Here is a 20,141-nt window from a genome sequence, read left to right as displayed (position 1 = left end):
CTCAGGCCGCCCTTCCCGTCAATCCCGTCGGCTTCACCAGCAGCACCAGCACCATCAGCACGAACACGACGGTGTTGGAGGCCTCGGGGTAGAAATATTTGGTCAGGCCCTCGATCACGCCGAGCGCGAAGCCGGTGATGATGGAGCCCATGATCGATCCCATGCCGCCGATCACCACCACCGCGAACACGACGATGATGAGGTCCGCGCCCATCAGCGGCCGCACCTGGTTGATCGGCGCCGAGAGCACGCCGGCGAGCGCCGCAAGGCCGACACCGAGGCCGTAGGTCAGCGTGATCATGCGCGGCACATTGATGCCGAAGGCACGGACCAGCGTCGGATTTTCGGTGGCGGCGCGCAGGTAAGCGCCGAGCTGCGTCTTCTCGATCAGGAACCAGGTGGCAAGACACACCACCAGCGAGAACACGACGACCCAGCCGCGATAGACGGGCAGGAACATGAAGCCGAGATTCATGCCGCCCCTGAGCTGATCCGGAATGGCGTAAGGCAGGCCCGAGGAGCCGAAGTAGTTCTGGAACAGGCCCTGCACGATCAGCGCGATGCCGAAGGTCAGCAGCAAACCATAGAGATGGTCGAGCCCCGTCAGCCACTGCAGCATGGTCCGTTCCAGGATCATGCCGAAGATACCGACGATGATGGGAGCCAGCAGCAAGGCCCACCAGTAATTGATGCCGCCGAGGTTGAGCAGGAAATAGGCGACGAAGGCGCCCATCATGTAGAGCGCGCCATGGGCGAAATTGATGATGTTGAGCATGCCGAAGATCACGGCAAGCCCGAGACTGAGCAGCGCGTAGAACGAGCCGTTAATCAGTCCCACCAGTAGCTGAGCGTAGAGAGCCTGCATCGATCCCGCACCCGGTCCCTTTTCGTCGTTCCTCAAGAGCAAGCCGGCGCCGTTTGCGCGCCGGCCCGCATCGTCACCGTTACTACTTCTTCACAAGCGGACAGACGCTCTCGGACAGCGGCCGGAACGCCTGATCCGCAGCCGTCGTGCCGACCAGCTTGTAATAGTCCCAGGGCCCCTTGGATTCCTCGGGCTTCTTGACCTCGAACAGATAGGCGGGATGAAGCTTGCGACCGTCCACGCGGATCGTTCCCTTGCCGAACAGCGGATCGTCCGTCGGCATCTCCTTCATCTTGGCGACCACCTTGGCCCCGTCATGCGGGTTGCCGCCCATCGCCTCGAGCGCCTTGAAATAGTGGAGCAGGCCCGAATAGACGCCGGCCTGCACCATCGAAGGCATCGCCTTGTTCTTCATGCGCTCGGAAAAGCGCTTGGAGAAGGCGCGAGTGCCGTCATTCAGGTCCCAGTAGAAGGTCTCGGTGAAGTTCAGTCCCTGGGCCACCTTCAATCCGAGCGCATGGACGTCGGTGATGAACAGCAGGAGCCCCGCGAGCTTCTGGCCGCCCGAGACGATGCCGAACTCCGCCGCTTGCTTGATCGTGTTGGTGGTGTCGCCGCCGGCATTCGCCATGCCCACGATCTTGGCCTTCGAGGCCTGCGCCTGGAGCAGGAAGGAGGAGAAGTCGGCGGTGTTGAGCGGGTGCCTGACGGTGCCGATCACCTTGCCGCCCGACTTGACCACGACCGCGGCGGTGTCGCGCTCAAGCGCATGGCCGAAGGCGTAGTCGGCGGTCAGGAAGTACCAGGTGTCGCCGCCGGCCTTCACCAGCGCCTGCCCGGTGCTGTTGGCCAGCATGTAGGTGTCGTAGACCCAGTGAATCGTGTTCGGCGAGCACTGCGCGTTGGTGAGGTCCGAGGTCGCCGCGCCCGTATCGATCAGGATCGAGTTCTTCTCCTTGACGATATTGTTGACCGCCAGCGCGACGCCTGAGTTCAGCACGTCCATGAAGATGTCGACCTTCTCGACGTCGATCCACTGCCGCGCAATCGTGCTGCCGATGTCGGGCTTGTTCTGGTGGTCCGCGGAGATCAGGTCCAGCTTCCAGCCCTTGGCCGCGAGCCCGGAATCTTCGATCGCCATCTGCGCCGCCACGGTCGAGCCGGGACCGCCGAGGTCGGCATACAGTCCCGAATTGTCCGTTAGCACGCCGATCTTGACGTTCTTGTCCTGCGCGGCCGCGCCGCCCGCCGCGCCCAAGGCCAACGCCGTGCCAAGCAACATGGCCGAAATGCTATGCTTCATGATCCGCTCCAATATTCCTTCAGCAGTTATTGTACGTAACGACCGGGCGGCCTGCGCCGCTCAGACACCGAGATAGGTGTGGAGCTTGTCCATGTTGGCGGCGAGCTCCGAATTGGAAAATCCGTCAATGATCTTGCCGTGCTCGACCACATAATAGCGGTCGGCGACGGTGGAGGCGAAGCGGAAGTTCTGCTCGACCAGGAGGATCGTAAAGCCCTCCTTCTTGAGCCGCGCAATGGTATGACCGATCTGCTGGATGATGACCGGCGCAAGGCCCTCGGTCGGCTCGTCCAGCATCAGGAAGCTCGCGCCGGTGCGCAGGATGCGCGCGATCGCGAGCATCTGCTGCTCGCCGCCCGACAGCTTGGTGCCCTGGCTGTTCAGCCGCTCCTTCAGGTTCGGGAACAGATCGAAGATCTGATCGAGCGGCAAACCGCCCTCGCGGACCACCGGCGGCAGCATCAGATTCTCGCGGACATCGAGGCTGGAGAATATACCCCGCTCTTCCGGGCAGAACGCGATGCCCATGCGCGCGATCTTGTCGGAGGTCGCGCGGATGATCTCCTGGTCGTTGAACTTCACCGAGCCGGCACGCTTGCCGATGATGCCCATGATCGACTTCAGCGTGGTGGTCTTGCCGGCGCCGTTACGCCCGAGCAGGGTGACGACCTCGCCCGCATTCACGTCGAAGTTGATCCCGTGCAGGATGTGGGACTCGCCGTACCAGGCCTCGAGGTTGCGGACTTGAAGGATGTTGCCGCCGGTCGCAGCCCTGGCCGGAGCCTCGGCAATCGCAGTGTCAGGCATGACCGGCTCCCAGATAGGCTTCCTTGACGCGCTCGTCCTTGGTGAGCTCGGAGTAATGGCCCTGCGCGAGCACCTGCCCGCGCGTCAGCACGGTGATGATGTCGGAGAGGTTGGCCACGACGCTCAAATTATGCTCGACCATCAGGATGGTATATTTCGCGGAGATGCGCTTGATCAGCGCTGCGATCTTGTCGATGTCCTCGTGACCCATGCCGGCCATCGGCTCGTCGAGCAGCATCATCTCGGGGTCGAGCGCGAGCGTGGTTGCGATCTCGAGTGCACGCTTGCGACCGTAGGGCATCTCGACCGCGGGCGTATTGGCAAACTCGCTGAGGCCGACATCGTTCAGCAGCTCGCGCGCACGATCGTTGAAGCGGTTGAGCACGGATTTGGAGCGCCAGAAGTCGAACGAAGAGCCATGCTGGCGCTGAAGCGCGACACGGACGTTCTCCAGCGCGGTGAGATGCGGAAACACCGCCGAGATCTGGAACGAACGCACGAGACCCATGCGGGCCACATCCGCCGGCGCCATCGCCGTGATGTCCTGCCCCTTGTACAGGATCTTTCCGGCAGACGGTTTGAGGAACTTGGTCAGAAGATTGAAGCAGGTCGTCTTGCCGGCCCCGTTCGGGCCGATCAACGCATGAATGCTCCCACGGCGAACCTTGAGCGCAACATCGCGGACGGCGAAGAAGCCCGCGAACTCCTTGGTCAAGCCTTCCGTTTCGAGAATGAACTCATCGGCCAAACAGATTTCCCCCTGCCCGCGCTCGCTGCGTGGCTTCCTTGTTGCTTCGGCATTCCGGAGGCCTTGGAGCCCATCCGGAACGCCGCCTCCGGGCGCGGAATATGCCGGAGGTGACGGGGGTTAGGCAAGGCGGAAAGCTGAGCAGATCAGGCCTCCGGCTGGGATACGAATGCTCCCTTAGTCGGATTCGATGTCGTGCCTGCCCGGCCTCCCGGTTCGCAAGGCACCGGCCATCAAGTCGTCGTTAACGGTCTTTCGTCCCGCGCGCCAGCCTTCATAGAAAATTTTCCCGCAAGCGGGATCATGCGCGCGTCTTCACGTGCGGAGAATATTGCTTTGGATTTTGCGAGCGCCGCTCCCTCCGTCGTCAAGTCGATCCGGCAACGCGATCTCCTGAACACGTGGCTGCGACTTTATGCGCACCGGCAGATCGCGCCGGCGATCTGGGAGTATCAGCCTGCGCGGCTCGAGGAAGAGCTGTCGGATCTCATCTACTATACGGTGGAGTTTTCGACGCCGACGCCGCGCCTCGTCATCCAGAGCGAGGGCACGCGAATCTCGCATGCCTATGGACATACCGGCAAGGGCGTTCCGCTCGATGACTATGTCGGACCGCGGCTCGCTCCATTCGTGATGCCGATCTATCATGAATGCGTGGCGCGCGGGCTGCCCGTCTACAGCGTGGCCGACGTCGAGGACATCTACGGACGCATCGTCGCCTATGAACGGCTGCTGCTGCCCTTCCAGACCGACGGCAAGGTCTGTCACGTCATCGCCTCGGTCAAGACGTTCTGCGAGGACGGCGGCTTCGAGATCAAGAATCTGATGCGCGGAAATGACGCGCTGCCGCGTCCAAAGATGCGCGCGGTGATCGATCGCGAGCTGTTTCATCGCGCCCCCGGCCGCATCGCGCCCGCCGAGGAGGTCGAGCTCTCCGACCAGCCGGGTCCCGGCATCGCCACCGAGATCATCGAGCTGAACTAGCGGGTCAGCGCGCTTTGCCGCCAACCTCTTTGGCATAAATATCCGGCTTGAAGCCGACCAGCAGCTTGCTGCCGATTTCCAGCACCGGCCGCTTGATCATCGATGGTTGCGCTAGCATCAATGCCAACGCCTTCTTCTCGGTGAGGCCCTCCTTGTCGGAGTCGGGCAGCTTCTTGAAGGTCGTGCCGGCGCGATTGAGCAGCGTCTCCCAGCCGACCTTGTCGCTCCACTGCTGGAGCCGGTCCTTCTCCGCACCCGCCGCCTTGTAGTCGTGAAACTCGTAAGCCACGCCATGGGCATCGAGCCAGGCGCGGGCCTTCTTCATGGTGTCGCAGTTCTTGATGCCGTAGATGATGTTGGGCAAGACGTTCCTCGCGCATGGCGTATCGTGATGTGCGTGGCGTTGTACGAAACTCCGGTTCGCGCGACAATATTGCGGACGACGCCGACTCCCCGAACGGACATCCCATGCACGTCAGCCACGATCCCGCAGCATCCGCCTCACCGACCATCGACTTCAACAGCTTCCTGGCGGTCGATGTCCGTGTCGGCACCATCGTCGACGCCAAGCCGTTTCCGGAGGCGCGCAAGCCGGCCTGGCGGCTGTGGATCGATTTCGGTCCGGCCATCGGCGTGCGCAAGAGCTCGGCCCAGATCACTGAAAACCACCCGCTCGAAACCCTCGTGGGGCAACAGGTCGCGGCCGTCGTCAATTTCCCGCCGCGCCAGATCGGCCCAGTCGTCTCCGAGGTGCTGACGCTCGGCTTCCCCGATGCGAACGGCAAGGTCGTGTTGGTGCAGCCGAGCAAGCCCGTGCCGAACGGCGGACGGCTGTTCTAGGATCACGGCCGCATCGGAATGTTCAGCCCGCGTTGCACCGCCGGACGCGCCAGCCCGCGTTCGAGCCAGCCGCCGACCGCCTTGAACCGGCTGAACTCAACGAGATCGCCCGCGCCATAGAAGCCGATGAGATTGCGCACCCAGCCCAGCATCGAGATGTCGGCGATGCTGTAGTCGTCATCCATCAACCATTGCCGGCTGGATAGATGCGCCTCCATCACGCCGAGCAGGCGCTTGGACTCATTGACGTAACGCTCCAGCGGCCGCTTGTCCTCAAAATCCTTGCCGGCGAACTTGTGGAAGAAGCCGACCTGGCCGAACATCGGCCCGATGCCCCCCATCTGGAAATGCAGCCACTGCATGGCCTGGTAGCGCCGCGCGGCATCCTGCGGCAGCAGCTTGCCGGTCTTCTCCGCGAGATATTGCAGGATCGCCCCGGACTCGAACAGCGGCAGCGGCCTGCCGCCGGGGCCGTTGGGATCGAGGATCGCCGGGATCTTGCCGTTCGGATTGAGCGAGAGAAATTCCCGCGTCTTCTGGTCGTCTTTGCCGAAGTCGACGAGGTGGACTTCGTAAGGCAATCCGATCTCTTCCAGCATGATCGAGACCTTGACGCCGTTTGGCGTGGGCAACGAATAAAGCTGAAGCAGTTCGGGATGTTTTGCCGGCCAACGCCTGGTGATGGGAAAGGCGGACAGATCAGACATCGGCACTCCAGCTGCATTCGCGAGATGCCGCCCAATCTAGGCGAACCGGCGAACGGCGCAAGGTCAACACTCATCCCGGAATGTCGCGCAAAACGGCTGGCTATGGCTGCAACATCGCGGCGGCCACGATCGGCGTCCTGGTCTCATGTTGCAGACGATACTCGATGAACCATCGACCTGTGATCAGCAGGAGACTGCAAAACCGAGCCGTAACGGTCGCGCGCATTTCGGAGGTGAAGGCGATCGAGAGGGTTGATCGGTTTCAGTAATTGATCTCCATCCGCAAGCCGCGCGGATCGACCTCCTCGCCACCGACGCGCTGCGTGCTGTCACGTGCCGCGACCGCGCAGGCGCAGGCATCGATGAGATCGTCGCGGCCGATGCCCGTGCCGTGGCGTTGCGTCAGCCATTTCTGCAGGCGCGTGAAGCCGCGCTGCGCCAGCAGCGCGATACGCTGCTCGCGGCCCTGCGCCGATGTCTTCCTCGCGAGACGCGCTCTCCCTGCCAGATTCCAGAAGATCAACTCCGGATGCGCTTCGCCGACAATCGTTTGCCGCGCCGGCGTCATGATCGCATCGACGTCCCGGATCTTATCCCTGATGTTCCAGAGCTGGGCGGATACGCCCCTGCCCTTGCCCTCGTGCTTCCAGTAATGGCGATTGGCGGCGGCCATGTCGGAAAACGTCCAGAGGTCGCGGCGCGCGCCGAGAAACACGGCCGGGCCGACGAGTTCGCGCGCACGCAGATCGCACGCGCGATAGCCGCTCGCCTTCAATCCGATCGGCATGTCGATCATCGCGCGTGCGTGGGGGATCGCGAGCAGGCGCATCAAGCCCGGTGAATAATCGAAGCCGTGATCGCCGCGGTCGTCGATCCAGGCTGCGACCCAGCCGAAGCGAAATCCGTCGAGGCCGAGATAGTTTGGCACGTCATTCGCCCCTTTGCGATTTTCACACGCGCCTCGCTTGACATCCGCAAGTTGCAGGCGTACGTCCCGCCGCCTCGCGAGCACCTCCGTTCGCGAAAACCATGAACCCAGCGATGAAGCACCGCTACGAAATATTTGCGCGACTGTCGAACGGCCTACGGCCAATCGATGTCGCATGCCCGGCTCATGGGAGCGATCTTGCCTGACCGCAAGATCGACAGTCCGCTTCTCACGGACCCTCCCGAGCCAGCCGCTCCGGAGGGTTTTTTGTTGCCCGCCGCGCGGCCCAATCGAACAACCCGGCGATGGCCGGAACGGGAGACCCGGATCCCGGGGCTCGCGATCGAGAGGCGCGTGCCCAAATGCGCGGGGCCTGCCGGCTGAGGCCGTGGTCGCGTGGATCGCGGTGTCGGATACGGCGTGGAACTGATGTGCAACGACAACGGCCCCCGGACACCCCTCCCGGGACCAGCGAAATCTCTGAAATAATCCGCGCGCACGTTCTATGATGCGCGCGGGACGTGACGCAGGAAGCAAGACCATGCGACGACCCGATCCCTACATGGAACGCGCCCGCGAGCTCTGCCTCGCCGCCGGTGTCGATCCCGACTCGCGCGTCGGCGAAGGACGCGGCCAACCGGCCTGGTGCCTGTACAAGGACGCCGCGCGCAAGGAGCATCTTGCCCGCGAAGCCAATGCGACCGCGAGCTCGATCGCCGAGTTCCGGACGCAGGACGCCCGCTTCCAGAATGCGCCGCTGAAGATCTTCGGCCCGCACGAGGACGCGACGATCGCGCAGATGCGCAACTGCATGGCGGTCGGCAACGTCGTATCAGGCGTGATCTGCGCCGACGGCCATCTCGGTTACGCCCAGCCGGTCGGCGGGGTCATCGCCTATGAGAAGCAGATCAGCATCTCCGGCGTCGGCTTCGACATCGGCTGCGGCAACATGGCGGCAAAGCTCGACACCCGCTTCGACGACATTGCCGAGATCGCTCCCACGATCATCCGCGACGTCGCCAAGGTGATCTCGTTCGGCGTCGGCCGCGCCAACGCGGAACGGGCCGAGCACGAACTGTTCGACGACGGCGACGCCTGGCGCGAAAGCGACATGGAGGACTACCGTCAGAAGGCGATGAAGCAGCTCGGCACGGTCGGATCGGGCAACCACTATGTCGACCTCATGCGCGACGAGGAAGGCTTTGTCTGGATCGGCGTCCATTTCGGAAGCCGGGGTCTCGGGCACACCTCCGCGACGCGCTACCTCAAGGCCGCCGGCGGCAAGGACGGCATGAACGTCCCGCCCGCCGTGGTCGACGAGGATTCCGAGCTCGGCCGCCGCTACATCGCGGCGATGCAGCTCGCCGGGCGTTATGCCTATGCGGGCCGCGAGTGGGTCGTCGAGCGCGTCCGCCAGATCATCGGCGGCAGCGTGACCGAGACCGTGCACAACCACCACAACTATGCCTGGCGTGAGACCCACGACGGCAAGGACTTGTGGGTGGTGCGCAAGGGCGCAACACCGGCGTTTCCCGGCCAGAAGGGATTCGTCGGCGGCTCGATGGGCGACGACGCCGTCATTCTCGAGGGCGTCGACAGTCCGGAAGCCAAGGCCTCGCTCTACTCGACCGTGCACGGCGCCGGCCGCCTGTTCGGACGACGGGAGGCGAAGCGGCGCTTCTCGCGCGCGGAGATGGACCGCTGGCTGAACGAGCGCGGCGTCACCTTGATCGGTGCCGACCTCGACGAGAGCCCGATGGCCTATCGCCGCCTGCCGGACGTGCTTGCCCAGCACGCCGGCACCGTGCGGGTGCTGCACACGCTGCGGCCGTTCGCCGTCGCCATGGCCGGCGAAGGCGAGTTCGATCCGTGGAAGGACTGACGCGAATTGCAGGCGGGAGGCCAAGCCTCTCGCCTGCTTCCCTCATCTCGTCAGATATTCGCGCATCAAGGCGCGGGCGCGATGCAGCCGCGCCTTCACTGTCTGCCTGGTCGCGCCGAGCGCGGCAGCAATCTCATCGATCGTCATCTCCTTGACGTCGCGCATCAGCGCAACATCCCGATAGTGCGGCGGCAGCGCCTCGAACGCCGCGGCCACGTCGAGCCGCAGATCGGCTTCGGGCCGCGACAGCAGTGCGGCTTCCGCCTCGCCCTCATCGACAGCCGGCACAAGGCCGGCCCGGCGCGCGAGCCGCAGGCATTCGCGGCGGACCACGCTGAACAGCCAGGCCGAAAATGCCAGCAGCGAACGGATCGTGCCGACATGGCGGAACAGGATCCACAGCGCTTCCTGCGTCGCATCCTCGGCATCCGCCGAGCTGCGGCAGGTCGCGCGCGCGTAACGGCGAATATCCGGCTGCGCCGTCTCGAGCAGGCGCGCGATCGCTTGGGGATCGCCAAGCCGCGCGGCCTCGAACAGGCTCGGCGAAATCGCAGCCGCGCTCACGACACGTCCCCTCGCCCGATCCCGGCCATCGCGCACATCGGGCAATAGCCCACGAGCCCCGTCAGTGCGAAGCCGGCGCCGCCGAGCGCGACCAGCCATGCCGTCGCGCCGGCCAGATAAACCAATGCCGCGCCCGCCACTGCCACGCCCAGGGCGATTCGCACCGCCTGGTGCAGGCCGCCGATGTTCTTCCTGTAAAATGCCATCGCATCCTCCGAGATGAGCCGAGGCTGAATGCCTCGACCATCAAGAGGGCGCGCCGGCCGAAAAGGATTCGCGGGCGCGTGCAATTTCTTGGCGGTCAGCCTCCGACGGCCTGGTAGGCCAGGCGCTTGAACTCGAAGAAGAACGGATTCCAGAAGCCCATGTAGCGCTGGGCCATCAGGACGCCTGCGGTATTGGCCTCAGGGCAGATCCACCAGTGAGTGCCGGCAAGCCCGCCCCACTGGAATTCGCCGGTGGAGTTCGGCGGATCGAACGGCGTCGGCGCGAAGGTCACGGCGCCGCCGAGACCAAAACCCTTGCCGGGGATCGGCCCGAGATTGGCGAAGCGGATGGTCTGGCCTGCGGGGAGCTGGTTCGTCATCATCTGCCGGAGCGTCTCCGGCTTCAGCAGCGTGTCCGAGCCCGGCAGCAGCGCGCGGACCAGCGCCAGCATATCGGGTAAGGTCGAGACCAGACCGCCACCGCCCGACAGGCGCGGCAATTGCCGCCAATAGGCTTGCGGATAAGGCAGATGGTCGGCCCGGGTGAGGCCAGGCTTCATGGGATCGAGCACATCAGGGCCATTGTAGAGCGCAACCAGCCTGCCTTGCTGCGCCTCCGGAACGTGGAAGCCGGTATCGGTCATGCCGAGCGGATCGAAGATGCGCAATTTCAGGAAGGCATCGAGCGCCTGCCCGGAGACAACCTCGACGATCCGCCCGAGCACGTCGGTCGCCACCGAATATTCCCAGCCCCTACCAGGGTGATAGGACAGCGGCAGCTCGGCTAGCCGGTCGATCATGTCGGCGAGCGGCGTCATCGGATTGAGGATACGCGCCTCGTTGTATCCCTTGAACAACACCGTGCCGGGATCGAAGATGCCGTAGCTGAGACCGGATGTGTGGGTCAGAAGCTGCCGGATCGCGATCTGCCCTCTTGCCGGCTCAACATCCGCCAAGCTCGTCGCCCCCTGCTTCAGCACCTTGCGATGGCCGAGCTGCGGCAGGAATTTCTCGATCGCATCATCGAGCCCGATCCGGCCTTCCTCGACCAGCAGCATGATCGCGCAGGTGACGAAGATCTTGGTGTTGGAAAACGCGCGGAAGATGTGATCGGGCCGCAGCGTCGTGTTCGCCTCGCGGTCGGCAAAGCCGACGCATTGCTGGTCGACCACCTCGCGCCCCCGCAGCACCGCCCAGGACGCACCGGGAATGATCTCCTGATCGACGTAGCGCTGCATCGCCGTCCGCGCGGCGGAAAAATCTGTCGTTCTGGCGTCCATGTGTCTCCCCCAATTCTGGTTGGGATCGATATAGCGCGATTTCCTGGGATATGAAGCCTACCGCGCGGCTCATCCCTGTTTCATGAGCGCGGTGACGTACAGGCGGCGACGGATTTTCATTCCCTGCCGCTGGTACAGCGCAATCGCGGACGTATTGTTCGAAAACACGTGCAGGAACGGAATTTCGCCGCGCGCTTCGATCCGACGCGCGACCGCCGCGAGTAGCGCCTGTGCATAGCCGCGCCCGCGATAGTCCGGATGCACGCAGACGGCCGTCATCTCGACGAACCTTCCCGGCTTCATCCGCTCCCCCGTCATCGCGACCAATGCGCCGCCGGCTCGGATGCCGAGGAAAGTGCCGAGCTCATGGGTACGCAGCGCGAATGGACCGGGCTTGGTCAGCTCCGTCAGCGCCATCATGGCGGGAACGTCGGCAGCCCCCAATGTGACGATCTCGGCCTCGCGAAGCGGGCTGTCGGCGGGCGAGCCGATCATCTGCTCACCGGTCTCGGCGAGCACCACCTTGAAGCCGCTGGGGACTTCGACCGGCTCTGGCGTGAACAGCGCGGCGACCTGAGTGCCGGACAGCAAATCGCCGAGCGCGGCAAAGCTTGCGGCGGACATGTCGACCATGTCGCCGAAGGGCGTCATATCCACGGGATAGCGCAGCGCTTGCGTGCCACCCTCCGCCAGGTGCCTCTGGCTCGTCGTCAACGCGCTCCAGATCGGGCGATCCAGCAGCGCCTCATCGCTGTCGGACACCGGCCTAGTCCTTGTCGAAGCTGACGATGACGGCAGCATTGGCAATGAGGATGGGATCGTTGGCGACTTCCGTGGCCGAGGGGATCTCGAGCCCGCCCTTGACCGCGGTGACGGTCACGGTGCCGTAAGGCAGCTCCTTGGCGACGGCTTCCTTGTCCACCGCCTCGGGGTTGGGCACTCCGATCGTGACATCGACGAACATGTCGTTCGCGGTCTTGCCGATCATCCGGAAGAAGCCGAGGCTCGAATGCCTGATCGCATCCGACACCGCGCGCTTCGCCGCCTTGGTGGCATCCCTGCCGTGGACGTCGACGCCCATGCCCATCTCGGTGACACAACGAACGCGAGTCATTTCATAGTCCTGTGGTTGGTTGAGTGATTGGGAGTGTCGGGCATTGTGACGTTCGAAACAAGCGTGGTTGTTCCTCCCGTGTCCCGGACGCGCAGCAACGCCATAGCGTGTCGAAGACGCGCGTAAACGCGCTTGTGGCGTTGCTGCGCAGAGCCGGGACCCAGGAAGCCACGGCGTTCGCTGATACATGGGCCCCGGCTCTGCAGCGCACCGCCAAGAGGCGCTGCACTGCGTCCGGGGCACGAGATCATAGCTTTCACGCCTTCGATTTCTCGTGCGCGCGCAGCTCGTCGACCAGCACCCGCACATTCTCGGAATAGTCGATCGGGATCGAGACCAGGTGCACGCCGCCCTCCTTGAAAGCCGCCTCGAGCGTCGGGCCAAAGCTGTCGATGCTCGCGATACGGTGCCCCTTGGCCCCGTACGATTTGGCGTACAGCGCGAAATCCGGATTGCCAAACGTCATGCCGTAGTCAGCGAAGTGATCGACGGCCTGCTTCCAGCGGATCATGCCGTAGGCGTTGTCCTCCAGCACCAGCACGACCAGATTGAGCTTGAGGCGGACCGCCGTCTCCATCTCCTGGCTGTTCATCATGAAGCCGCCGTCGCCGGCAACCGCAAGCACGCGGCGGTCGGGATAGAGCATGGCCGCCATCATCGCCGACGGCAGGCCGGCGCCCATGGTCGCCAGCGCGTTGTCGAGCAGGAGCGTGTTGGCGACGCGGGTGCGGTAGTTGCGCGCGAACCAGATCTTGTACATGCCGTTGTCGAGCGCGACGATGCCGTTCTCCGGGATCACCTGGCGGATGTCGTGCACGATGCGCTGCGGCGTCGGCGGCCAGCGCGCTTCGGTGGCTCGATCGGCGATGTGCTTCAGGATCTCCTCGCGGAGCGGGAGCAGCGCCGCGGCCTGCGGCAGCTTGCCTTCGAGCCGATCCGCCAGCAGCTCCAGGCTCGGGCCGACGTCCCCGACGACCTCGGCATCGGGGAAATAGACCTGCTCGACGCTCGCCGGCGTGTAGCTGACGTGAATGACCTTCGGGCCCGAGGGGCCCATGATGAAGGGGGGCTTCTCGACGGGATCGTGGCCGATGGCGACGATCAGGTCGGCAGCGTCGATCGCGTCGTGGACGTAGTCGCGCTCCGACAGCGCCGCAGTGCCCATGTAGAGATTGGTGCCGCCGGGCACGGTCCCCTTGCCCATCTGCGTGGTGAAGAACGGAATGCCGGTCCGCCGCACGAAGCTTGCGATGCCATGCGTCGACCGCGGCCGGCTGGTCGCGGCCCCCATCATCACCAGCGGGCGCCTTGCGGCCACGATCATCTCGGCGGCGCGGTCGAGCGCGGCGCGATGGGCAACCGGGATTTCGATCGGATGGACGGGGATCACCGGGACATCGGGCACCTCGTCACCCGCGATGTCCTCGGGCAGTTCGAGATGCACCGGCCCGGGACGCTCCTCCATCGCCGCGCGGAACGCATCGCGCACCACGGTCGGGATGCTGGAGGCGCTGACGATCTGCCGCGACAGCTTCGTCAGCGGCTTCATGGTTGCGACCACGTCCACGATCTGAAAGCGGGCCTGCCGGCTGCTCATGATCGGCTTCTGGCCGGTGATCAGAATCATCGGCATCGCACCGAGATGCGCATAGGCGGCGCCGGTCGACAGGTTGAGAGCACCGGGGCCGAGCGTCGACAGGCAAACCCCGGGCTTGCCCGTCAGCCGTCCATGTGTGGCGGCCATGAAGGCGGCGGCCTGCTCGTGCCGGGTCAGGACCAGCTCGATCCTGGAGGCGCGCAGCGATTCGACCAGATCGAGATTCTCTTCGCCGGGAATGCCGAAGATGCGGTCGACACCTTCATTCTCCAGTGCCGCGACGAACAGATCCGATCCCTTCGCTTTGCGTTGCTGGCCGCTCATGTCGCCTCCGCTTGCTGTAGACCCGAACTCCCCGAGTGAGCGCATGGTAGCGGCTCGCGGCATGGGAACAACTCACAATGAAGCGCGCAACTGCAACTCGATCAGCTCTCGCTCGATTGACAAGCCGCGATACCTGACTAAAGTCAGACATCATGCTCGACCCCGTTGCCCGCGTCCGCCGCTTCAACCGCGCCGTCACTTCCGCTGTCGGAGCACTCGACGGCTCGTTCCTCGGGCGCGGCCGGCCGCTCGGGGCGGCGCGCGTGCTCAATGCGATCGGACACGGGCGCTCGGACGTGGCGGAGATCCGCGACTATCTCGGTCTCGATTCCGGGTTGATGAGCCGGCTGCTTCGCAGCCTCGAGGACGAAGGGCTGATCGAGACCGCCGCGCGCGAGGACGATGCGCGCCGGCGCATGGCAAAGCTCACGCGGGCGGGCCGTCGCGAATTCGCGGCCTACGAGGCGCTGTCGAACGCACAGGCCGAAGGCCTCCTCGCTCAACCTTCGCAACGCGAGGCGCTGCTGGCGGCGATGGACCTGATCGCCTCCGCACTGACGCGCGAGCGCATCTCGCTGGACGAGATGGATCCGCGCGGCGAGGAAGCCCGCTACTGCCTCGGCGAGTACTATGCCGAGCTCGGCCGCCGCTTCAGCCAAGGCTTTGACGTCTCGCTGTCACGCGACCCCGACGCCAAGGACATGCGCCGCCCGCGCGGCGCATTCCTCGTTGCGATGTCGGACACGCTGCCGATCGGCTGCGTCGGCTTGAAGGGTACCGATCACGGCTACGCCGAGATCAAGCGGCTGTGGGTCGCGCCCGCTGCACGCGGGTTGCGGCTCGGCCGGCGGCTGATGGATGCGGCCGAGAGCGCTGCGCGCGAGCTCGGCATCACGCTGTTGCGGCTCGACACCAACAGCGCGCTGCCCGAAGCCGGTCAGCTCTATCGCAGCACGGGCTGGCGCGAGATCCCGCGCTTCAACGATGATCCCTATCCGGACCTCTTCTTCGAGAAGCGCCTCTGATGCGGGGCCGATGACGTAGCCCGGGTGTGCGAAGCGACACCCGGGCGTCGCGCGATCCCGCATGTCGCTACGCTCATGCGGGCTACGAGGTGATTTCACGCCGCCGCCGGCGCCACCTCGCCTTGCGGCTTTGCGAAGGGGCGGAACGTCATCGCCATCAGGAAGGCACCCAGGCCCATCGCCCAGGAGGCGATGTAGAGCCAGGCGTAGCTGGAGAAGGCGTCGTAGATCAGGCCGCCGGCGAGCGGGCCGGTCGCCATGCCGAGGCTGCCGGCCATCGCCGTGCCGCCGATCACCGTGCCCATCATCTTGAGCGGAAAGTTCTCGCGGATGAGCACGGCGTAGAGCGGCATGGTGCCGGCATAGATGAAGCCGAAGATCGCGCCGACCGCATAGAACGTCGTGAGCTGGTGCGCGAAGACATAGGCGAGCGCGCCGAACGCCTGCAGCAGGAGGCCCGAGACCAGCACGCGCTTGGCGCCGAAGCGGTCGCCCATCAGGCCGAAGGCGATGCGCCCGCCGAGGCCGGCAAACCCCTCGATGCTGTAGATCGTCACCGCCGCGACCAGCGGGATGCCGCAGCTCACCGCATAGCTGACGGTGTGGATGATCGGGCCGGAATGCGTCGCGCAGCAGAAGAAGTTGGTGGCAAGCAAAATGAGGAATTGCGGCGAGCGCAGCGCCTCACCCATCGACATCTCGCTCTGCCCAGCGCCCTCGCCCGCCGGTGCGGCCGCTGCCTGCACGAGTGCCGGCGGACGGCGCACCAGGAAGGAGACCGGGATCATGATGGCGCCGACCACGAGCGCGATGATCTGCATCGAGGTGCGCCAGTCGTGGCCGGAGACGAGCCAGGCCGCCAGCGGCGACATCGTCATCGGCGCCATGCCCATGCCGGCCGAGACCAGCGACACCGCAAGGCCGCGATTCGTGTCGAACCAGCCGGTGACGGTCGCCATCATCGGCGCGAAGATCGCCGCACAGGCCGCGCCGACCAGGAGGCCGAACACGACCTGGAACACGATCAGCGAGGTGGCGTGGCTCGCCGCGAGCAGGCTGAGCGCAAGCACGGTCGATCCCGTCAGCACCACCGGCAGCGGCCCGAACCTGTCCGTCGCCGTGCCCCAGGCCATGCTGGTGAAGGCCATCGCCAGAAAGCCGATCGTCATCGCGCTGGAGATGCCGGTCACCGACCACCCGGTGTCCTTTGCGATCGGCTGCAGGAACACCGGCAGCGAAAACATGCCACCGATCGCGACGCAGCCAAGCAAGCCGCCGGCGGCGACGATCACCCAGCGATAATTGGAGGAAGTCATCTCGGTCTCCCGTCAGGTCTGTCTGAATGGAGGACGAATGGGAACTGCGCCGGCCGACAAGAGGGACGTCATTTTTGCCGCACGCTTTTGTGAGCTGAAGCAAGAAATGAAAAAACAACCCCATGCACAGTAGCCGGCACCAGCGGGATCAATGACTTACGAGGACGGTCATTTGCAGTGTCAGGGCGCGATTTGACCTGTCGGGCAAAACACCGGCACTATGGCATGATCCCCTATTCGAGAGCATCAGGCCCCAGAGGCCAACGCCGGCCCGCGCTCACCGCGGCGCCGCGCTCGGTCAAGCCTCGAACAAGGCCTTGACGTCGTCCTCGGTGAGCGCCGAGGCGATCCGTCCATCGCGTTCGAACAGGCTGTCGGCCAGAGCCCGCTTGCGGGCCTTGAGCTCGTCCATCTTCTCCTCGATCGTGCCGGTGGCGACAAGTCTGTAGACGAACACCGCCTTGTCTTGCCCGATCCGGTAGGCACGATCGATGGCCTGTTCCTCGACGGCAGGATTCCACCAGGGATCGAAGATGATCACGGTGTCGGCGGCGGTGAGATTGAGGCCCACCCCACCCGCCTTCAGACTGACCAGGAACACCTCCGCCGCTCCGTTCTGAAAGGCTTCGATCGCCGTCTTGCGGTCCTTGGTATCGCCTGTGAGGAGGCTGTAGTGCAGGCCGTCGTCTTCGAAGCGCTTCCTGATCAGATCCAGCATGGAGGTGAACTGCGAAAAGACAATGATCTTACGCCCTTCGCTCACGAGTTCCTCGACCATTTCGAGGAGACGTTCCAACTTGGCCGACGGCCGCTCGACGCCGTCCCGCAACTTCAGCAGCGCCGGATCGCAACAGGCCTGCCGCATTCTCAGCAGGGCTTCCAGAACCACGATGTGGCTCTTGGCGAGACCGCGGGCAGCAATGGCTTCGCGGACCTTGCGCGACATCGACAGCCTGATCGAATCGTAGAGGTCGCGCTGCGGGCCTTCGAGCACGATCGTCTCCAAAATCTCGCTCTTGGCGGGCAGCTCCGTGGCGACTTCAGCCTTGGTCCGACGCAACAGGAAGGGTCTGACCCGCTGCGCCAGCGTTGCGGCACGAACCTTGTCACCGCGCTTCTCGATCGGCGTGCGCCATTGGCGCGCGAACGCCGCCTTGTCCCCGAGATAGCCTGGACTAGCGAAGCTCATGATCGACCACAGCTCGCCGAGATGATTTTCCATCGGCGTGCCGGTGAGGCAGAAGCGGTGCGCCGCCTTGACGTCGCGCAACCGGCGAGTGGTGGCGGCGTCCGGATTCTTGACGGTCTGCGCTTCGTCCAGCACGGCGATGTGCCATTCCCGCGTCAGAAGCACCTCCCGATCCCGCGAGATCAAAGGATATGTCGTCAGCACGAGATCATGCTCGGCAATGGCCGCGAACCTCTCCTTGCGGTCGGGCCCCTGGAGCACGAGTACCTTCAAATCCGGCGCAAATTTCTGGGCCTCGGCCGACCAGTTGGTCATCAGGCTGGTCGGCGCGACGACCAGCGCGGGACTGGCGAGCCGCCCTCGCTGCTTTTCCAGCGCGATCAACGCCAGGATCTGAATTGTCTTGCCAAGACCCATGTCGTCGGCCAGGACTCCGCCCAATCCGCTCTCGCGGAGCAGGTCGAGCCAGGCCACGCCCTGGGCTTGATAGGGTCGAAGCGTCGCACGGAACGTCGGCGGAAGGTCGGGCGCGGTCAGTCCCCGCAGCTGAAGCAGGTTGGCGAGGCGACGAAGATTGTCGGCCCCACGAAAAACGAAGCTCTCGTTCTCCACTCCCAGCAGGGGAACGATCTCCATTTGCGACAGCCTGATCTTCTTCGAACCTCCTGCGAGACTGCCGCTCAGGTGCAGGCTATGCAGCGCCAGCACCAAGGGAAGGAAGCGATCGGCAGCCAGTGACAGCTTGCGGCCGTCAGTCAGCGGCAGATAAAACCGCTCGCCCTTGTCTGCGAGTTGTCTCAACCGGTCTGGCGTGAAGTCGGGCGCCGAGACCAGAGCGGCGATGTGCGGGGCGAGGTCTTGGCGCTCGCCATCGATGTCGATGCCGAGCGCCAGCTCGAACCAGTCGATACCGCTCGATTCCAGCACGGCATCGAAGTCGCCGGAGGAGTCCGCGAGCCGGTACGGAAAATCGTCGTCGACCAGGATCTCGTAACCTTCCGACCGCAACTGGCCGGCATGCTGCGCGAGAAAGTCGAACCAGTCGGCCTGGTCGCTCAGCGTGAGGTCCGCGGCATGACGGAAATCGAGCGTCGGCAGAACTGCCCTCGCATCGCGAAGACCGACATCTGCCAGCCGCTTGCGTGCCTGCTTTTCCTTGCCTTGTCGCCGCGTGATCGCAAACAACTTGCCCGCCTGAAACAGCTCCACCCGGCTCGCGCGCTGGGTCGGATCGATATCGAATCCGCCATAGTGGAATCCGAGGCTGGCGACGGCCGCCTGCCCGCGCTCCTGGGCCCCGCCGCTCGCGTGATAGTAGTAGCTGGCGAGGTGACCTCGCCGCAGCCGCAGCACCGGCCGGGGGTCCTCTTCGATCGTCACCGCAACGGTCGGCTGCGCCGGCAAGAGGCCATGATGAAGCTCGGGAAGCTTCTGGCTGAGGCGGCGCGAGACTTCCTCCACCTGCGCACGCGGAATGGCCGGAGCCGACAGAAATTGGAAGGCCAGTCGGGGCGGCAGGCCCAAATGCGCCACCCCGATCAGGCCGGCGGCCTCATCGATATAGACCGGCGGCTCCGCATTGAGCGCGACCGCTCCATCCAGAACGAGATGAGGGGTGAGACCGAGCTTTCCCGCCGACTGCCATTCGATCCGGCCCTCCCGCGCGTCTGCCCATTTCAACGGGGTTCGCTTGTGGTCCAGCCAGAATGCCCGGCCGGTGGCGACCATACGCTTCAGCAGTTCCTCCGCATAAGGTCCCTGCTCGAAATAATTGCGGGTGCCGGCCGCCGCTTGAGTCACGATGTCGATGTCGACGTCGCGAAAGTACTTCGGCGCCCGCACAGCCTTGAACTCGTGGAGGATGGGGCTGGTATAACTGTCGGCGAAGCCGCCGCCCTTGAGCACGCGGACGGACCGCAGGGACAGGTTCAGCCGCGGCATCGCGTGGTCGGATGGCTTGAAGCAATAGAGCAGGCACTGGCTCTGATCCGCTCCAGCCCCGTCACCGCGCGCCGCGCGGCCGACGCTGTCGATCCAGCTGGTGAGTTCGGAAGAGAGGACCGGAGGGGCTGTCGGGCCGCTAGGGGCGGCGTGCGTGTGCGTCGCCGGGGACTCCTTCCCGCTCAGCGCCTCGAGCAGGGTTGCGGCGACATGCTTGCAATTGTAGGTCATCGGACAAGTGCAATCGCCATCGAGATCCGTGAGCGCGTCACCGCTGAACACCAAGGCGATATCGACGCGATACCCGTTCGAGCCGCTGCCGCGTACCGCGGCGCTGACGTGTTTCAGGTCGTCGCTGACCTTCAGGTTCGAGACGCGGCCCTGAGCCTGATAGGTGACTGCCTTCTCCATCGCCGTTCGGCTGAAGTAACTGTAGATCGACTTGCGCTTGAGAACGTCAGAGAGCACGTGCAGATATTCCGGGGTCTTTTGAGCATCCAGCATAGCCGCTCGGCCCGGAT

19 protein-coding genes are annotated in these 20,141 nt (G+C 64.7%); 4 read left to right on the top strand and 15 right to left on the bottom strand.

Going from position 1 to position 20,141, the window contains the following annotated elements:
• Nucleotide 1 precedes the first annotated feature (1 nt).
• From JQ566_RS06170 to JQ566_RS06155, 4 genes are all read right to left on the bottom strand, one after another.
• Nucleotides 2–865: a branched-chain amino acid ABC transporter permease gene (locus JQ566_RS06170; RefSeq protein WP_212371003.1), complete on the bottom strand. Its 864-nt coding sequence runs from the start codon at nt 863–865 to the stop codon at nt 2–4.
• Between the two features lie 82 nt (nt 866–947).
• Nucleotides 948–2,168: an ABC transporter substrate-binding protein gene (locus JQ566_RS06165; RefSeq protein WP_212371001.1), complete on the bottom strand. Its 1,221-nt coding sequence runs from the start codon at nt 2,166–2,168 to the stop codon at nt 948–950.
• 60 nt (nt 2,169–2,228) lie between these two features.
• On the bottom strand, nt 2,229–2,975 hold the full coding sequence (locus tag JQ566_RS06160) for an ABC transporter ATP-binding protein (RefSeq protein WP_212370999.1): 747 nt from the start codon (nt 2,973–2,975) through the stop codon (nt 2,229–2,231).
• Nucleotides 2,968–3,723: an ABC transporter ATP-binding protein gene (locus JQ566_RS06155; protein ID WP_008551999.1), complete on the bottom strand. Its 756-nt coding sequence runs from the start codon at nt 3,721–3,723 to the stop codon at nt 2,968–2,970. Before JQ566_RS06155 ends, JQ566_RS06160 begins: the two co-directional genes overlap by 8 nt.
• Nucleotides 3,724–4,026: 303 nt before the next feature.
• Here JQ566_RS06155 and JQ566_RS06150 point away from each other — a divergent pair, with 303 nt between their 5' ends.
• Entirely contained in the window at nt 4,027–4,707 is a 681-nt protein-coding gene (locus tag JQ566_RS06150; protein WP_212370997.1) for a PAS domain-containing protein, read from the top strand.
• A gap of 4 nt (nt 4,708–4,711) precedes the next feature.
• On the opposite strand, the gene JQ566_RS06145 is transcribed toward JQ566_RS06150, so the two are convergent.
• Nucleotides 4,712–5,071: an ArsC family reductase gene (locus tag JQ566_RS06145; RefSeq protein ID WP_212370995.1), complete on the bottom strand. Its 360-nt coding sequence runs from the start codon at nt 5,069–5,071 to the stop codon at nt 4,712–4,714.
• A gap of 104 nt (nt 5,072–5,175) precedes the next feature.
• Here JQ566_RS06145 and JQ566_RS06140 point away from each other — a divergent pair, with 104 nt between their 5' ends.
• Nucleotides 5,176–5,547 carry a tRNA-binding protein gene (locus JQ566_RS06140; RefSeq protein ID WP_212370993.1) on the top strand — a complete coding sequence of 124 codons (372 nt, stop codon included), beginning with the start codon at nt 5,176–5,178 and terminating at the stop codon, nt 5,545–5,547.
• 2 nt (nt 5,548–5,549) lie between these two features.
• Here the strand turns inward: JQ566_RS06140 and JQ566_RS06135 are convergent, their stop codons facing one another.
• Nucleotides 5,550–6,254, bottom strand: a complete 705-nt coding sequence (locus JQ566_RS06135) for a glutathione S-transferase family protein (RefSeq protein ID WP_212370991.1) — start codon at nt 6,252–6,254, stop codon at nt 5,550–5,552.
• A 262-nt stretch (nt 6,255–6,516) separates the two neighbouring features.
• Nucleotides 6,517–7,182: a DUF429 domain-containing protein gene (locus JQ566_RS06130; RefSeq protein WP_212370989.1), complete on the bottom strand. Its 666-nt coding sequence runs from the start codon at nt 7,180–7,182 to the stop codon at nt 6,517–6,519.
• Nucleotides 7,183–7,723: 541 nt separating this feature from the next.
• Here JQ566_RS06130 and JQ566_RS06125 point away from each other — a divergent pair.
• Nucleotides 7,724–9,064 carry an RtcB family protein gene (locus JQ566_RS06125; RefSeq protein ID WP_212370987.1) on the top strand — a complete coding sequence of 447 codons (1,341 nt, stop codon included), beginning with the start codon at nt 7,724–7,726 and terminating at the stop codon, nt 9,062–9,064.
• 42 nt (nt 9,065–9,106) lie between these two features.
• Here JQ566_RS06125 and JQ566_RS06120 read toward each other — a convergent pair whose 3' ends face one another.
• The 6 genes from JQ566_RS06120 to JQ566_RS06095 all read right to left on the bottom strand — a co-directional run bounded on the left by JQ566_RS06120 (nt 9,107) and on the right by JQ566_RS06095 (nt 14,149).
• Nucleotides 9,107–9,628, bottom strand: coding sequence for an RNA polymerase sigma factor (locus tag JQ566_RS06120; RefSeq protein ID WP_212370985.1), 522 nt, complete (start codon nt 9,626–9,628; stop codon nt 9,107–9,109).
• Complete coding sequence (locus tag JQ566_RS06115) at nt 9,625–9,834, bottom strand: YgaP family membrane protein (protein ID WP_212370983.1); 210 nt, start codon at nt 9,832–9,834, stop codon at nt 9,625–9,627. The genes JQ566_RS06120 and JQ566_RS06115 overlap by 4 nt, the downstream gene beginning before the upstream one ends.
• 95 nt (nt 9,835–9,929) lie before the next feature.
• Nucleotides 9,930–11,114, bottom strand: a complete 1,185-nt coding sequence (locus JQ566_RS06110) for a serine hydrolase domain-containing protein (protein ID WP_212370981.1) — start codon at nt 11,112–11,114, stop codon at nt 9,930–9,932.
• A gap of 69 nt (nt 11,115–11,183) precedes the next feature.
• Nucleotides 11,184–11,876 (bottom strand): GNAT family N-acetyltransferase, encoded by a 693-nt coding sequence (locus JQ566_RS06105; protein WP_212370980.1) that lies wholly within the window; start codon nt 11,874–11,876, stop codon nt 11,184–11,186.
• A gap of 4 nt (nt 11,877–11,880) precedes the next feature.
• Nucleotides 11,881–12,228, bottom strand: a complete 348-nt coding sequence (locus JQ566_RS06100) for a Lin0512 family protein (RefSeq protein ID WP_018646107.1) — start codon at nt 12,226–12,228, stop codon at nt 11,881–11,883.
• A 256-nt stretch (nt 12,229–12,484) separates the two neighbouring features.
• A complete protein-coding gene (locus JQ566_RS06095; RefSeq protein WP_212370979.1) occupies nt 12,485–14,149 on the bottom strand; it encodes an acetolactate synthase large subunit in 1,665 nt (554 codons plus the stop codon).
• A gap of 152 nt (nt 14,150–14,301) precedes the next feature.
• Between JQ566_RS06095 and JQ566_RS06090 the strand changes: the two genes are divergently transcribed.
• A complete protein-coding gene (locus tag JQ566_RS06090) occupies nt 14,302–15,174 on the top strand; it encodes a bifunctional helix-turn-helix transcriptional regulator/GNAT family N-acetyltransferase (protein WP_212370978.1) in 873 nt (290 codons plus the stop codon).
• Nucleotides 15,175–15,269: 95 nt separating this feature from the next.
• Here the strand turns inward: JQ566_RS06090 and JQ566_RS06085 are convergent, their stop codons facing one another.
• Together JQ566_RS06085 and JQ566_RS06080 are read right to left on the bottom strand one after the other, a co-directional pair.
• On the bottom strand, nt 15,270–16,490 hold the full coding sequence (locus tag JQ566_RS06085) for an MFS transporter (protein WP_212370977.1): 1,221 nt from the start codon (nt 16,488–16,490) through the stop codon (nt 15,270–15,272).
• A 298-nt stretch (nt 16,491–16,788) separates the two neighbouring features.
• A complete protein-coding gene (locus tag JQ566_RS06080; RefSeq protein WP_249139205.1) occupies nt 16,789–20,124 on the bottom strand; it encodes a DEAD/DEAH box helicase in 3,336 nt (1,111 codons plus the stop codon).
• Between the last annotated feature and the right edge of the window lie 17 nt (nt 20,125–20,141).

Origin of the sequence: Bradyrhizobium sp. SZCCT0231, from assembly GCF_018130245.1 — a bacterium.
Classification (GTDB): domain Bacteria; phylum Pseudomonadota; class Alphaproteobacteria; order Rhizobiales; family Xanthobacteraceae; genus Bradyrhizobium; species Bradyrhizobium japonicum_F.
This window is presented reverse-complemented; position numbering and strand designations above follow the sequence as displayed.

Bases quoted from the DNA above. Each gene is read 5' to 3' on its own strand.
- JQ566_RS06095 (WP_212370979.1), bottom strand. From the start codon at position 14,149: ATGAGCGGCCAGCAACGCAAAGCGAAGGGATCGGATCTGTTCGTCGCG.
- JQ566_RS06150 (WP_212370997.1), top strand. From the start codon at position 4,027: ATGCGCGCGTCTTCACGTGCGGAGAATATTGCTTTGGATTTTGCGAGC.
- JQ566_RS06140 (WP_212370993.1), top strand. From the start codon at position 5,176: ATGCACGTCAGCCACGATCCCGCAGCATCCGCCTCACCGACCATCGAC.
- JQ566_RS06100 (WP_018646107.1), bottom strand. From the start codon at position 12,228: ATGACTCGCGTTCGTTGTGTCACCGAGATGGGCATGGGCGTCGACGTC.
- JQ566_RS06080 (WP_249139205.1), bottom strand. From the start codon at position 20,124: ATGCTGGATGCTCAAAAGACCCCGGAATATCTGCACGTGCTCTCTGAC.
- JQ566_RS06085 (WP_212370977.1), bottom strand. From the start codon at position 16,490: ATGACTTCCTCCAATTATCGCTGGGTGATCGTCGCCGCCGGCGGCTTG.
- JQ566_RS06090 (WP_212370978.1), top strand. From the start codon at position 14,302: ATGCTCGACCCCGTTGCCCGCGTCCGCCGCTTCAACCGCGCCGTCACT.
- JQ566_RS06125 (WP_212370987.1), top strand. From the start codon at position 7,724: ATGCGACGACCCGATCCCTACATGGAACGCGCCCGCGAGCTCTGCCTC.
- JQ566_RS06115 (WP_212370983.1), bottom strand. From the start codon at position 9,834: ATGGCATTTTACAGGAAGAACATCGGCGGCCTGCACCAGGCGGTGCGA.
- JQ566_RS06135 (WP_212370991.1), bottom strand. From the start codon at position 6,254: ATGTCTGATCTGTCCGCCTTTCCCATCACCAGGCGTTGGCCGGCAAAA.
- JQ566_RS06110 (WP_212370981.1), bottom strand. From the start codon at position 11,114: ATGGACGCCAGAACGACAGATTTTTCCGCCGCGCGGACGGCGATGCAG.
- JQ566_RS06170 (WP_212371003.1), bottom strand. From the start codon at position 865: ATGCAGGCTCTCTACGCTCAGCTACTGGTGGGACTGATTAACGGCTCG.
- JQ566_RS06160 (WP_212370999.1), bottom strand. From the start codon at position 2,975: ATGCCTGACACTGCGATTGCCGAGGCTCCGGCCAGGGCTGCGACCGGC.
- JQ566_RS06165 (WP_212371001.1), bottom strand. From the start codon at position 2,168: ATGAAGCATAGCATTTCGGCCATGTTGCTTGGCACGGCGTTGGCCTTG.